At 39.2% G+C, this 14562-nt stretch carries 13 protein-coding genes; 6 read left to right on the top strand and 7 right to left on the bottom strand.

The annotated features are described in order from the left end of the window. Window positions 1–13 precede the first annotated feature (13 nt). On the bottom strand, window positions 14–829 hold the full coding sequence (locus NU09_RS10600) for a M48 family metallopeptidase (RefSeq protein WP_129751270.1): 816 nt from the start codon (window positions 827–829) through the stop codon (window positions 14–16). Between the two features lie 222 nt (window positions 830–1051). On the opposite strand from NU09_RS10600, the gene NU09_RS10595 reads away from it, so the two are divergent. The 3 genes from NU09_RS10595 to msrB (NU09_RS10585) are packed head-to-tail and all read left to right on the top strand — an operon-like array spanning window position 1052 to window position 2828. Beyond that, window positions 1052–1915 (top strand): alpha/beta fold hydrolase, encoded by an 864-nt coding sequence (locus NU09_RS10595; protein WP_129751269.1) that lies wholly within the window; start codon window positions 1052–1054, stop codon window positions 1913–1915. Next, entirely contained in the window at window positions 1912–2421 is a 510-nt protein-coding gene (gene msrB / locus NU09_RS10590) for a peptide-methionine (R)-S-oxide reductase MsrB (protein WP_129751268.1), read from the top strand. The genes NU09_RS10595 and msrB (NU09_RS10590) overlap by 4 nt, the downstream gene beginning before the upstream one ends. Before the next feature lie 14 nt (window positions 2422–2435). After that, window positions 2436–2828 carry a peptide-methionine (R)-S-oxide reductase MsrB gene (gene msrB / locus NU09_RS10585; RefSeq protein ID WP_129751267.1) on the top strand — a complete coding sequence of 131 codons (393 nt, stop codon included), beginning with the start codon at window positions 2436–2438 and terminating at the stop codon, window positions 2826–2828. 600 nt (window positions 2829–3428) lie between these two features. On the opposite strand, the gene NU09_RS10580 is transcribed toward msrB (NU09_RS10585), so the two are convergent. The 4 genes from NU09_RS10580 to NU09_RS10565 all read right to left on the bottom strand — a co-directional run bounded on the left by NU09_RS10580 (window position 3429) and on the right by NU09_RS10565 (window position 8259). Continuing rightward, complete coding sequence (locus tag NU09_RS10580) at window positions 3429–4325, bottom strand: OmpA family protein (RefSeq protein WP_129751266.1); 897 nt, start codon at window positions 4323–4325, stop codon at window positions 3429–3431. Window positions 4326–4378: 53 nt separating this feature from the next. Continuing rightward, the gene (locus tag NU09_RS10575; RefSeq protein WP_129751265.1) at window positions 4379–5161 is read right to left on the bottom strand and encodes an OmpA family protein; all 783 of its coding nucleotides are present in this window, start codon (window positions 5159–5161) and stop codon (window positions 4379–4381) included. A 6-nt stretch (window positions 5162–5167) separates the two neighbouring features. Continuing rightward, entirely contained in the window at window positions 5168–5965 is a 798-nt protein-coding gene (locus NU09_RS10570; protein WP_129751264.1) for an OmpA family protein, read from the bottom strand. A 104-nt stretch (window positions 5966–6069) separates the two neighbouring features. Continuing rightward, complete coding sequence (locus NU09_RS10565) at window positions 6070–8259, bottom strand: glutamine synthetase III (RefSeq protein WP_129751263.1); 2190 nt, start codon at window positions 8257–8259, stop codon at window positions 6070–6072. A gap of 353 nt (window positions 8260–8612) precedes the next feature. Between NU09_RS10565 and NU09_RS10560 the strand changes: the two genes are divergently transcribed. Together NU09_RS10560 and NU09_RS10555 are read left to right on the top strand one after the other, a co-directional pair. Beyond that, window positions 8613–8876 carry a hypothetical protein gene (locus NU09_RS10560; protein WP_129751262.1) on the top strand — a complete coding sequence of 88 codons (264 nt, stop codon included), beginning with the start codon at window positions 8613–8615 and terminating at the stop codon, window positions 8874–8876. 119 nt (window positions 8877–8995) lie between these two features. Further along, window positions 8996–11356, top strand: coding sequence for a glycosyltransferase (locus tag NU09_RS10555; RefSeq protein ID WP_129751261.1), 2361 nt, complete (start codon window positions 8996–8998; stop codon window positions 11354–11356). Between the two features lie 70 nt (window positions 11357–11426). Here NU09_RS10555 and NU09_RS10550 read toward each other — a convergent pair whose 3' ends face one another. After that, window positions 11427–11945: a hypothetical protein gene (locus NU09_RS10550; protein ID WP_129751260.1), complete on the bottom strand. Its 519-nt coding sequence runs from the start codon at window positions 11943–11945 to the stop codon at window positions 11427–11429. A 95-nt stretch (window positions 11946–12040) separates the two neighbouring features. Here NU09_RS10550 and NU09_RS10545 point away from each other — a divergent pair, with 95 nt between their 5' ends. Beyond that, entirely contained in the window at window positions 12041–12601 is a 561-nt protein-coding gene (locus NU09_RS10545; RefSeq protein WP_317125773.1) for a DUF1543 domain-containing protein, read from the top strand. Here the strand turns inward: NU09_RS10545 and NU09_RS10540 are convergent, their stop codons facing one another. Beyond that, window positions 12602–14380 (bottom strand): tetratricopeptide repeat-containing sensor histidine kinase, encoded by a 1779-nt coding sequence (locus tag NU09_RS10540; protein ID WP_129751259.1) that lies wholly within the window; start codon window positions 14378–14380, stop codon window positions 12602–12604. Window positions 14381–14562 lie beyond the last annotated feature (182 nt).

Raw genomic sequence — 14562 nt, 5'->3', positions numbered from 1 at the left:
TTATCTCTAAGTCTTATTTAAACGTTACCCCAAACTTAGCTGCTTCAGCTTTAGCTTCGGGAATCATTTTTTGAAGGTTAGCAATCCTTGTAGCATCACTTGGGTGCGTACTAAGCAGTTCCGGAGTACCGCCGCCGCCCTGAGCCGACATTCTTTGCCAGAAAGCAAGGGCATCATCAGGGTTGTATCCTGCAATAGCCATAAGTATAAGTCCGTATTTATCAGCTTCGCTCTCGTGGTTTCTGCTAAATGGCAATACACCTAAAACATTTGATCCCACACCATAAGCCTGCATGTATATTTGCTGTGCAGCCTCACTCTCTCCGGTTGTTGCAGCACCTAAAACGGCAGCACCTACCTGTTGTGCCTGTTGTGCCGTCATACGCTGACCACCGTGGTTAAGTAACGCGTGCGATATTTCGTGACCTAATACTGTTGCTAATCCCGCCTCAGTTTTAGTAACCGGCAATATACCGGAATATACCACAATTTTACCACCCGGCATACACCATGCGTTTAACGAAGGATCCTCTACTAAATGGTACTCCCATTTATAGTCTTTAAGATATCCCTGATATCCGTTTGCATTAAGGTATTTCTCTGCAGCAGCAGCAATTTTTTGCCCTACAGTTGTTACCATTCTTGCCTCGGCTGTACCGGTAATTACCTTGTTTTCCTTTAAAAACTCGTCATACTGCTGAAAAGCTGCCGGAAAAATCTGGTCGTTAGATACGGCATTAAACTGCGTTTTACCTGTAAAAGGATTTGTGGTACACGCAAAAAACATCATCAGTATAAAACCTGATAATACTAAAACACTCTTTCTCATAATCGCGTAGAATTGGTTATCCAGTTCAAAATTAGTAAATATTTTCCTGTAATTTTCCTAATAAATACCACCAGTCAGTTAAAATATTGTGAAGGTTTTGAGCATCACAACATTATTATTTCAGCACCAAATACCAAAGTGGCTAAAAGTGGTTTTTAATTCAATTTTAATACAGTGTAAGGTAAGAAATATCTAACTTGCAGGTATTAATCGCATCTCATTATGTCTATAAACAGCGGCTCACAACGCCAAAGTATGGCTATACCCAAGCCCATACGCATTACGGCTAAAATACTGGAAGCCACATCGGTAAAAATGGCGGCCAAGTTTGCCATGAAAATATTTATTACCCCAATTAAATTCCCTATACCAAAAAGGGAAGAAAAAATGGATGCCGAAAGCAGGCAGGAGCTTATAAACATACCTGCACTAAACAAAAAGATAATGGTTTACCACTATAGTGAATCGGATAAAAAAGTACTGCTGGTACACGGCTGGAGCGGACGCGGAACGCAACTGCACTCCATTGCAGACAAGATGCTTAAAAAAGGATACAGCACCATTAGCTTTGATGCTCCTGCACACGGAAAGTCGCCCGGAAAGACCAGCGACATGACCGAGTTTATTGCCTGCATACTCGAACTGCAAAAAGTATACGGTCCGTTTACCTTTGCCATAGGGCATTCCCTGGGCGGTATGAGTGTACTAAATGCCATTAAACGCGATCTACAGGTAGAAAAAGCTGTTATAATAGGCAGCGGCGATGTGATAAAAGATATAATGGATCATTTTATACATCAGTTAGGCATGAATATTGGTACTGGTAACCTGATGATAAAACTGTTTGAAAAGAAGTTTGGCGAAACCATCAATACCTATTCAGCGTATATAGCAGCACAGGCAGTTACTGTACCCGTTATGGTTGTTCACGACGAAAACGACACCGATGTACCTGTTACCGCTGCACACCACATTCACAACCATTTGGCAGATAGCCAGCTGGTTATTACGCAGGGTTTGGGACATCGCAAAATTTTGGGAGACAGTACGGTCATCAAAACGTTAACCCAATTCTTACTAGCATGAAAAAAATAATGGCCTTACTAATCCTGTTCACCCTAACGGCGTGCAACGGGCAAACAAAAAAAGACAAAGAAACAGCAAAAACCGAAGCCAAAGGACAGTTTAAGGTAAACAAAACCGATGCCCAGTGGAAAGAGCAGCTTACCCCAGAGGAATATGAGGTACTTCGCGGAAAAGGAACCGAACGCGCTTACACCGGTAAATATGATGAGTTTTTTGAAGATGGCGTATATGTATGCGCTGCGTGCGGAAACCCTCTGTTTAAATCAGACAATAAGTTTGACTCTCACTGCGGATGGCCTTCGTTTGACCAGGCTATAAAAGGTTCGGTTGTATATAAAGAAGACTTTACACACGGCATGCACCGTACAGAGGTAATGTGTGCCAATTGCGGCGGACACCTGGGACACGTATTTGATGACGGACCTAAGGAAACTACCGGAAACCGTTTTTGTACTAATTCGGTATCCATTAAATTTATCCCTGCCGAAGAGCTTAAAAAAAACTAAAAACCAGTAAGTAAATGAAAGACTATAAAGTAAACAAATCTGAAGCCGAATGGAAAGAACAGTTAGGTTTTGAACGTTATAAGATACTTAGGCAAAAAGGCACCGAGTTCCCGCACTCCGGTAAGTACAATCTTCATTTTGAAAAAGGTACTTATGTATGTGGAGCCTGTGGCGAACCGCTGTTTGCTTCCGATTCAAAATTTGATTCCCATTGCGGATGGCCTTCGTTTGACGAAGCGCTACCGGGAAAAATTGAATATGTAAAAGATACCTCTCATGGTATGATACGTACCGAGATAATGTGTGCTAATTGCGGTGGACACCTGGGCCATGTATTTGATGACGGACCCACACCTACAGGACAGCGTTACTGTGTTAACTCCCTGTCGGTTGATTTTAAAGAATAATTTTTACAGATACTAATCCCCGCAATAGCGGGGATTTTTTTGTTTATATGTAATCCCTCTTCCATTTCGACCGAAACGCAGTGCAGCGGAGAAATCTAACATATTAAGAGATTCCTCCATTACGCTATCGCTACAGTCGGAATGGAAAAAAACAGATTGCCTCAGCTTGCCACGTATAGCGTGGTCGTACCTCCTCGCAGTGACAAACCCATTAACAACCGAGTGAAGCTACGGCATCAGGCTCCGTAGCGTTAAGAAAATTACAAGCGAGGCGTTAAGAAGCATCCGCTGTTTGAGGCGACAGCCGAGTTCGGATGGTTTAGCTGAGTGCAGTAATTTTCAGCTTAAGGAGTCTTAGCCTTGACTTTTTGGTTCTTTTGTGTCAAGACAAAAGAAAAAGTATTTAGTTGCAATGAAACACTCTGTTTGTCATGTCGACCACAGGGAGACATCTCTTACTCTTTATTTAAGTTTATTAATCTTTGAGATTCCTCCATTACGCTATCGCTACAGTCGGAATGGAAAAACAGATTGCTTCATCCTTCGCAATGACGGGAAAGCATTCAAAATTTAAAATTCATCATTTAAAATAAAAAGGAGTTACTCGTTTTCCACAACAAGAATCTCTACACGGCGGTTAGCGGCGCGTTCTTCCTCATTGTTTTCCGGTAACGGGTAAAGCGGTTGTGTAGTCCCCAAGCCTTCAAACGAAAGGCGGCTTTTAGGCACACCATACTGCTGAAGGAACATAAACACTGCCTTAGCCCTTTTGGTGCTCAGGTCACGCGGATCGCCTTCCATACAGCAAATATGTCCCTGTATCTTAATTTTAAGCTTAGGATGTACGCGCATAACTTCCAGCAGCTCAAACAGCCTTGGTCGTGACTCCTGGGTTATGGCAAAAGTGTTTTCATAAAAGTTAAGGTTTTTCATAGCCAGGTGCTCACCCGGTTTTGCCGTACCCACTTTTTTCATAAAAACCGTATCCAGTACTATCTCATCGGTAGTACCGTTAGGATTGCGAAGTACAATCTTCTCGGTATATACTATAGGTTTCTTTTCCGGTTCGGGTTTAGGCTCTTCCTCTATGCCTAAAATCTCGTTTTCACGATGCAGCTCGTCCTTACGGATGTAAAATATATCTACCCTCCTGTTTTTAGCCTTTTCGTCATAATGCTTATGAAGCTCACCAAAACTGCGGGTTTCAAAATCGTCCCTTATTTTAATGTTCCCGTTTATAAGTCCGAATACATAAGCAACCCTACGCTGTGCCAGTGTATCGTTAGATGTTATCGTACCATCCTCGTCGGTAAAACCGTTAATGGAAACAATTTTGGAATCCTTGTTTGCCGCCATCCATGACTTAAAGATCCGCATCTGGTCAGAAGCGGGATCAATCTCATATTTATTGGAATCAAAATAAAGAGAATATTGCTTTTGGGCAGTTGCGGTAAACGACAGCAAAAAAAACAGTATTATTAAAACTGGGTTTCTCATTTTTATGTTTTCTGATACATTACGAAAATAACCTTTTATTTATTACAAAAAAGTTAATTCTCTATTATCTCAATCTCTACACGCCTGTTGGCATCGCGCTCATCCTCATTCTTTTCCGGTAAAGGATAAACAGGGCGGCTGCTTTTAAATCCCTGATACGATAATCTCTTACTATCTATACCGTTACGCACTAAAAAGTTATATACTGCCTTGGCACGTTTGGCAGATATATCGCCCGTTTCTACTGTCTGGCAGCATATATGCCCCTGAATGTCTATTTTAAGTTTAGGGTTGTTACGCATAATAACCAACAGTTCACTTAACGTTGGCTTAGAACCGGGAACGACAATATCAGAGTTATTGTAAAAATAAAGTTTGGGTAGCCTTAGCTTATCCCCTACTTTAGCCTCTTCTACTTTTTTGGTAAATTCAGGCTTGTCGGGCTTGGGTTCAGGTCTTGCTTGCTCTGTCAGGGTATAATAAATTTCCACCTTTCGGTTTTTTGCCTGATTTTCATCCTGCTCAAAATCCTCGCCAAAGGCTTTTACTTCAACATTGTTGTTTACGGCAATACCATAAGCCTTAAGCCTGTTTAGCACATCGTCGGCCCTGCGTTGTGAAAGGAGTATATTATAATCATTATTCCCTTTGCTGTCGGCATAGCCATACACTTTTTCTACAATGGCATTCTTGTTTTGGGTCATCCAGTCGTCCAGTCTGGTAACAGACGAATTGTTTGCCTCATCAATATCAAAATCAAAATAAACGGTGTGTTTCTGCTGGGCCTGGGTAAGGGTAAAAACTACCAGCATTAATAAGGTAAAGGTGTGTTTCATTATAAACTAATTAGCAATTATTTCTATTTCAACTCTTCGGTTAGCGGTTTTTTCCATTTCCGTCATTTCCGGTATCTTGTATATCGGCGAGCTCCCTCCAAAATTTTTATAGGATATTCTGGAAGTATCAATTCCATGAACCTGTAAATAAGTATATACAGTAATCGCCCGCTCTTTTGATAAAGGATGATCTTTATTTAGGTTGCAACATACATGCCCCTGAATTTCTATTTTAAGATTAGGATTTTCTTTCATTACCTTTAACAGACCTGCAAGCACAGGTCTTGATTCCGGCAATAACTCGGCTGTACCTCCATAAAAATTCAGATTATCCAGTTTAAACTTGTCTCCTACCCTTGAGAGCTTTACTCTTTGAGAAAATTCATATTCATAAGAATCAGGATCATCCGGCTTAGGCTCAGGCCTGACTTCATCGTTTAGCGAATAGTAAATATCTACCTTTCTATTTTTTGTCTCATTTTTATCCTGCTCAAAATCCTCGCCAAAGGCTTTTACTTCAACATTGTTGTTTACGGCAATACCATAAGCCTTAAGCCTGTTTAGTACATCATTAGCCCTGCGTTGTGAAAGGTGTATATTATAATCGTTATTCCCTTTGCTGTCGGCATAGCCATATACTTTTTCTATAATGGCATTTTTGTTTTGGGTCATCCAGTCGTCCAGTCTGGTAACAGATGAACTGTTTGCCTCATCGATATCAAAATCAAAATAAACGGTGTGTTTCTGCTGGGCCTGTGTAAAGAAAATAACAGCCAGCATAAGTAAGGTAAAGGTGTTTTTCATGAGGGGTTGGTTAATTCTTTTTTATAGAAACGCCTCTTCTAAGCGTTTTAGTATAAAAAAAGCCCTGCGCAATGCGCAGGGCTTCGGTTTTATAACGTAAGCTACTATCTTGTAAATAATAACTCTCTGTATTTAGTAAGTGTCCATAACTCATCGTCAACAAGAAGCTCCAGTTTGTCACAGTGCTTTCTAATTACGTCAAAGTAAGGTTTTACGTTATCGCAGTAAGCAGCAGCCATTTCCTCAGTATTGCTAAGGTTATTAGCTTTTTTACGCTCTTCAGTCATTTCTTCCACTTTAGAGTTAATACCCGCAATGTGCTCAGAAATTTCTTTGATAAGGATAATCTGCTCTTTACCGATTGTTTCAAAATCCTGACCAAATATCTCTTTAAGACCTTTTACGTTCTCGATAAGGATGTTTTGGTAACGGATAGCTGTAGGTACTACGTGGTTGCGTGCAATATCGCCTAACACACGGCCTTCAATCTGGATTTTTTTAACGTACTCTTCAAGTTCAATTTCATAACGAGCTTCAACCTCAACGTGGTTCATTACGCCAAGCTCTTCAAATAAAGCAAGAGATTGTTTAGAAACTTTAGCCTTAAGTGCCTGTGGAGTAGTTTTGTTGTTGCTTAGTCCGCGTTTAGCAGCCTCTTTTTCCCACTCGTCGCTGTAACCGTCACCTTCAAAAAGGATGTTTTTAGTTTCTTTAATGTACTCTCTTAAGATATTGAAGATAGCATCGTCTTTCTTCATGCCTTTAGCAGCAATAAGCGCGTCAACCTCTTTCTTGAAGTCTTTAAGCTGTTTAGCTACGATAGCATTAAGAATTGTCATTGAGTTAGCACAGTTAGCGCTTGAACCTACTGCCCTGAACTCAAATTTATTACCTGTAAAGGCAAACGGAGAAGTTCTGTTTCTGTCGGTATTATCAAGTAATACATCCGGAATTTTACCTACTACGTTAAGTTTAAGATCTGTTTTCTCTTCAGGAGAAAGTTTACCGTTTGATACACCTTCAAGCTCCTCAAGAACTTTTGTAAGCTGCTGACCGATAAATACAGAGATGATTGCCGGCGGTGCCTCGTTAGCTCCAAGTCTGTGATCGTTTGAAGCAGAAGCGATAGAAGCTCTCATCAGTTGCTCGTTAGTGTAAACAGCTTTAATAGTGTTGATAAAGAAAGTAAGGAACTGTAAGTTGCTCATTGGCGTTTTACCAGGGCCTAACAGGTTAACACCTGTATCTGTAGCAAGCGACCAGTTGTTGTGCTTACCGCTACCGTTTACTCCCTGAAATGGCTTTTCGTGGAAAAGCACTTTAAAGTCATGGCGCTCTGCAACTTTCTGCATTACATCCATTAGTAATGAGTTGTGGTCTACAGCAAGGTTAGTTTCCTCAAATATAGGAGCAAGCTCAAACTGGTTAGGAGCAACCTCGTTGTGACGTGTTTTTACAGGTATACCTAAAAGCATACACTCGTTTTCAAGGTCTCTCATATAATTAAGAACCCTTGTAGGGATAGAACCAAAATAGTGGTCTTCTAACTGCTGCCCTTTTGCAGAAGTATGTCCTAAAAGTGTACGACCTGTAAGTGTAATATCCGGTCTTGAAGCAGCAAGGGCTGCATCTATAAGGAAATATTCCTGTTCCCAACCAAGGGTTGGAGTAACTTTCTTAACGTTTTTATCAAAGTAACGGCATACATCTGTAGCAGCTTCGTCTATAGAATGTAGTGCACGTAATAACGGAGTTTTATAATCCAGTGCCTCACCTGTGTAAGAAACAAACACAGTAGGTATACATAAAGTAGTACCAAATATAAAGGCTGGTGATGTTGGGTCCCATGCAGTATAACCACGAGCTTCAAAAGTATTACGAATACCTCCGTTAGGGAAACTTGAAGCATCCGGCTCCTGTTGTACTAACTGGCTGCCACCAAATTTTTCTATTGGGTCGCTACCGTCAAAAGAAGTTTCGAAGAAAGCATCGTGCTTCTCTGCAGTAGTACCTGTTAATGGCTGGAACCAGTGAGTATAGTGCGTTACACCTTTAGAAAGAGCCCACTCTTTCATACCCATAGCTACATAATCAGCCAGTTTTCTTTCAATTTTTGTTCCATACTGTACAGCTCCTTTTACTGCCTGGTATGCCTCAGGCGTTAAAAATTGACGCATAGACTTGTCGTTGAACACATTGGTACCGAAAATAGCAGATTTACGGTCCAGTTCTTCTACTTTAACCGGCTTTCTGCCTGCGGTTTCTTTTAAGGCCTGAAAACGAATTGTTGACATGAAACTAAATTTTAAATTATTAATGATATTAAAAATCGATGCAAATATATAAAATTTTACATTCAAAATTAAGATACCCCTATTTTTTAGGGGGTCATATTTCAAAATTTTACTAACTTAATAAAAATTACCCCTAAAATAAAAATACCCTACCCTAAACTTGACACTTATACAACTATTACTTAACTTTATATTGCATTTTTTTCAAAAAAATTCTTACATCAGTTAAATAAAATTTAAAATTCTCAAAGCATTGTTAATTGTGTTAAATATTCCATAACCAAAACACGCCTTAGGTAAAGATTGTGGTAATTTTAGGTGATTGAAATTTTATAACCTAAATATAAAAAAAAATGAACAGGAAAACAATAATAGGTATCACAGCGGGAGCTGTAGCCTTAGCAGGTGTAGCTGCTTACTTTGCAAAGAGAAGGAATGACAGGAAAAATTTTGAAGCAAATGCCGCTCAGGCAAAAGACCATTTTAAAGGTAAATTAAACGAATTACAGCGTAAAGCCGGTAAAGAACTTAAAAATGCCGCTTCTGAAACTAAAGAAGCAGTAAACAGCGCAAAAGAAAGAGCTAATGAATGGGTAAACAGCGCTGCCAAGGCATAAAACATAATAAGAAGGAGTCCCTTATTTATTATTATAAACACTTTTGAAACCGGTTATAGCCTTTATAACCGGTTTTTAAATCGATTAAAATTAAACTTAAAAAAAAATAATGCCACGCCATGAAAAACAGAAATAATGCCGGTAACAAATACCAGCAGTACCCATTACTAATTGAGCAGATAGTAAAGGATATAGATAATAGTAAACCTTTACCGGAAATTGTAGTGATTACTACCTTCCCCCCAAGGCAGTGTGGTATAGCTACATACTCTCAGGACCTTATTAAGGCCCTTAACAATCAGTATGTGGAGTCTTTTTCTATCAAGATATGCGCGTTGGAAAACAAAAATGAAAAACATACCTATACCGATCCCGATGTAAAATACATACTTGACACATCTGAACCGGAATCGTACAGGGAACTTGCCAGGGCATTAAATGAAGACGAAAACATTAAAGTAGTGCTTATACAGCACGAGTTTGGTCTTTTTGCCGAAAGCACTAAAGAATTCAATGAGTTTATAGATGCAGTACAAAAACCGCTAACAGTGGTTTTCCATACCGTACTGCCTAACCCCGACGAAGTTTTTAAAGCTAACGTACAGCATATACTTAACAGGGTAGACTCACTTATAGTAATGACAAACAACGCGGCCGATATACTGGTGCGCGACTACATAATAGACCGTAACCTTATTACGGTTATACCACACGGAACGCATTTGGTTGAGCATTCTGATAAAAATAACATGAAGGCCAAATACGGCTATGAAGGAAGAAGCATACTCTCTACTTTCGGGCTTTTAAGCTCAGGTAAAAGTATTGAAACTACCTTAGAGGCACTACCTCAGGTTATCAGGAAAAATCCTGACGTGTTATTCCTTATTATAGGTAAAACACACCCTACGGTATTTTTACATGAAGGTGAAACCTACAGGGATTCACTTATCCAGAAGATAAACGAACTTGGCCTTGAGAACCATGTGGCTTTTATCAATAAGTATGTGCCCCTGCCGGAACTGTTAGAATACCTGCAGATGACAGATATTTACCTGTTTACTTCTAAAGACCCTAACCAAGCAGTAAGCGGGACATTCTCGTATGCGCTTAGCTGTGGCTGTGCCATAATATCTACCCCTATTCCGCATGCACGCGAAGTACTGGCCGGAGATACAGGTATAACTTTCGATTTCGGAAATTCGCCACAACTAGCAAAAGCTATTAATAAACTGTTAGCCGACGATACGCTGCGCGAAACAATGGTATTAAACGGCCTGCATAAAATTATACATACCGCTTGGGAAAACTCCGCTGTAGACCATGCCATACTATTGGAACAGACTGCGGGAAACGCAATAAGACTTCAGTACCGCAATCCTGAAGTGAACCTTAATCACATTAAGGCAATGACCACAGATTTTGGTATGCTGCAGTTTTCTAAACTAAACAGACCCGATAAGGCATCAGGTTATACGGTGGATGATAATGCACGTGCACTTATTGCAATGTGTCAGCACTACAAAAAATATAAAGACGAAAGTGTACTGCCTTACATAAATACATATTTAAGTTATATAGAATATTGCCATATGAAAGATGGCCGATTCATCAACTATGTAGATATTGATAAGAACTTTACAGAACAAAACAACAACGAAAACCTTGAAGACAGTGCGGGTCGTGCCATGTGGGCGTTGGGTTATTTGATATCTGTAGCAAATGTGCTGCCTACGGAATATGTACAAAGGGCTGAAGCGATGTTCCAAAATTCTTTATCTCTAACAAAAGGTATTTATTCTACCCGTGCTATGGCTTTTGTTATTAAAGGACTTTACTACTATAACAGGACAATAAAAGACGACGATACTATTATATACATAAAACTGTTTGCCGACAGGATGGTACAAATGTACCGCCACGAAAAAGAGGAAAACTGGTACTGGTTTGAGAGTTATTTAACGTATGCTAACAGTGTACTGCCTGAAGCAATGTTACTTTGCTATACTATTACAGGCGAAGAAGTTTACAAAGACATAGCTAAAGAGTCTATGGACTTTTTACTGGATGTAATTTTTGATGAAAACTCTATTAGGGTCGTACCAAACGACGGATGGTATTTTAAAGGCCAGGAGGATAAAAAGCGTTATGGCGAACAACCTATAGATGTGGCTTATACCATACTGGCATTACGCAAATTCCATGATATTTTTAAGGAAGAAAAATACCTTGCTAAAATGGAAATTGCCTTTAACTGGTTTTTAGGTAACAATCACCTGCAACAGATTATTTATAACCCGTGCACCGGAGGTTGTTTTGACGGACTTGAGCAGCACAATGTAAACCTTAATCAGGGTGCAGAGTCTACCCTAAGCTATTTAATGGCACGTTTAACCATCACTAAATACTTTGGTAATCCTGATCAGATTTATTTTAGGAGGAAATTAAAAAACACTATTACCAAACATCTTGAGAAGTTTTAATTCGATTATGTTCATAAATGAAGAAAGCAGGCTTTAGGCCTGCTTTTCTTTTTGATATGGAAATCTGGTATTATTTCAGTTTTAAAGTTTTCATATTGCTTTCGTCAATATTAAACTCTCTAATAACGTTATTATAATCTGTAAGATCTATTCTTGCAGAGTTATCATATCCAGGTATAATTACTACCCTGAAAACCTGATTTTGAAGGAAGTTAGGATTTGTACCTAAATCATAATTAGCCCCCATATAGAAAACAATATCGTTACGGGTAAAGTCAAAATCAAACTCTACATAATCACCATTGTCATAGTAAATGGTCTTTGGTATCATTTCCCACACATCGCTATTGTTAACCACATCTTTTAAACGGTAAACTAAAACCATATCTGCAGGATATAATGCAGGGTCTAAAATGTATTGTGAAGTATAATACCCTGTACTATTGTCAAAACTAAATGTAGCCTGATTAACTTCGAAAACCTCAGCTTCAAAATAACTAGTTTCATATATAACATCCGGATCATCATCAACACACGACGATAATGTAAACAAACCTACTACGCTTAGAAGTAAAAATATCTTTCTCATAATGTTAAAAATTTTATTGTTTATAAAGGTATTTCCAAAAACTGAACCAAAAAATTATTTGTAGCGAAAAATAATGAAAAAAAATTTAAATACCTTTGTTTCAGTATGGAACAAAATCTCAAATTATACAAGGTTTTACTGGGCTGCACGCCAAAAGGCCGCTTAACAGAACAACACGATATTTTTTTGGAATTGGTACCTCAATCGAGGAACTTATTCCCGATATGTATACCTTTTGGCCCGACGGCGGAAGGCTTCATGTAGACTCCTGGAGAGAAGTTACACACGTAGGCGAATATGCCATTACCATAACGTCTAAACAGGATAGCAATATTGCCGAAAAATTGTTTTTTATTAATCTGGGTGGTTACAAGCCCGGAGATTTTGAAGAATACCACTACAAAACTCTTATGGTTGCCCAAACTATGGCCGAAGCCGTAAAAGCTGCCAAGCAAACAACTTTCTATAAACACTGCGGGTTTAAGGGTGCCGAGTCCCACATAGATGATAAATATGCTCTTGATATAGACGACATGCATAATGTGGAAGACATACTCCTGCCCCACTATAAAGAAAAATACAGTTTCTCCATAACAAAAACAGCCCATCCTGTAGAAGATGAGCTGCATATAGGTTATTTGAAGCTTGGTATATAATTAGATCTTTTTAATCTTTTTAAACTGTTTGTTTATAGGGATAATCATTTTTACCATGGTACCCCAACCTGGTTCGGCATCAATTTTCATTATACCGCCTATTCCGGTTACGTGGCCTTCCATTGTTTTCTTACGCGAATCGTTTCTGTCGCCTCCGGTACCATTATCCTTAATAGATACCATTAACCTTGTACCTGTAAACGACATACCAAAGAAAACTTTAGATGCCTGCGGATCTTCGCCAATACCTTCAAGGCTTTCTTTAATGGCTGCAGTAAGCTCACGCTGACTTTCCTTTACAATGGTGTTTGTAGAAGGCTTATCAGGCATAGAGAACAATACCTCAACAGGGCTGTCTTTAAAATAGTTGGTTACATATTCCTGAGTACTGGTAATATAGCTGGAAAGCGTAGTGGATTTAGGCGTAAGCAGCCAAACAAGATCGCGAATGTTCTCCTCAATCATTTTGGTAGTATCCTGCATTGCCTCTCCGTTACTTCTAACAGTAGGCATACCGTTTGTTTTTTCTACTATGGCTTCACTCAGGTAATTTATTTTAGAAAGCTTGGAATCGATATCAGAATGGATGTCCTGCACAAGGCGAAGGCGTTCCTGCCTTTCTGCCTCGTTATACATTCTTTCTTCACGAAGTTTTGTTTTAAGCTGTTGTTTTCTTTTCCAAAACCAGCCAATAACTAAAAGAACAAGTACAGAACATACTGCAATTATAATTATCCTTATTCTTTTTGTAGCCTCATATTCTTCTCTGCTTATGCTGTCGCCTCCGGCAGATACAGTTTCTTCCTCATCATCACCCGGCTGGCTAAACTTAAGTTGTTTTTCATACTTAAGTTGTAATGCAGCCATTTGTTTTGCATGTTTAACATTAGTAAAACTGTCTTTTTTCTGCTCGTACAGTTTATGATATCTTATCGACTCAGGATATTGTTTAAGTTTTTCATAAGCTATAGCCATACCCAGGCACGACTCTATTACCACCTCATTGTACTTCATTGAGGTTGCATCAAGGTAAGCCTGCTCATAAAGCCTTAACGACTCACTGTAGTCATCGTTAAGTGCATGCACTTTACCAAGGCTGCTCAGGGTTGCCGTTACGTTTCTCCTGTCGTCCAGTCCGGCGAAATAGCCCAACGCCTCTTTGTAATTAAGTATAGACTGTACATAATCGGTTTTCTTTCTGTAGGCATTACCCATTTTGCTAAGTGTATGCCCTGCTTCGCTGTTTTTACCTCTTGCACGGTAAATGGCAAGTGCACGGCTGTAGGCATCAAGTGCCGGCTCCGGTTTTTGCTGAAGTTCATACACGCTGCCTATAGCAACAAGTGTTTCGGCTTCCAGCAACTCGTTGTTAAGCTTTTTGGCCTCTTTTATACCATAAGTATAATACTGAACCGAAAGGCCGTAGTCTTTCTCATCGGCATATACCTCTCCTAGCGACTTAGAAGTTGTTGCAATTCCATTACCATCGTTAATGGCTTTAAAGTTGCTTAGAGCCAAAAGATAACTTTTAACAGCAGCTTTTGTCTGCTCAGCTTTATGATAAGCGTTGCCTAAGCCTGCATAGGCCTTTCCAAGAGCTTTCTTATCGCCGGCATCAGTAGCAAGGTCAACACTTTGCTGAAAAGCATCTATAGCCTCCTGATAATGGTTTTGTGAAATTTGTTTTGTTCCCTGGTTTAGGAAATACTCAGCATTCTCTTCCTGTGCGTAACAGTAGAAACCGAATAATAGCAGTAAAAACGGTAAGGTTTTCTTCATTAAAATTTTTGATTGGGCTTAGCAAAAATAGAAAATATCTCAATGCAATATAAACAAAATGTTAATTTCTCGCGTATTATTAAAAATAAATTATTGCAAGCATAAAAATGTGCTTTAAGAATTTTCTTTCTAAACTGTTATAAAAAAGTAGAATTATTCCTATTTAACAAATTTCACAAAAT

It is taken from the genome of Flavobacterium beibuense (genome assembly GCF_004151245.1).
Lineage (GTDB): Bacteria > Bacteroidota > Bacteroidia > Flavobacteriales > Flavobacteriaceae > Flavobacterium > Flavobacterium beibuense_A.
The sequence above is the reverse complement of the archived record's forward strand: the minus strand, read 5'-3'. Positions and strand labels throughout refer to the sequence as shown.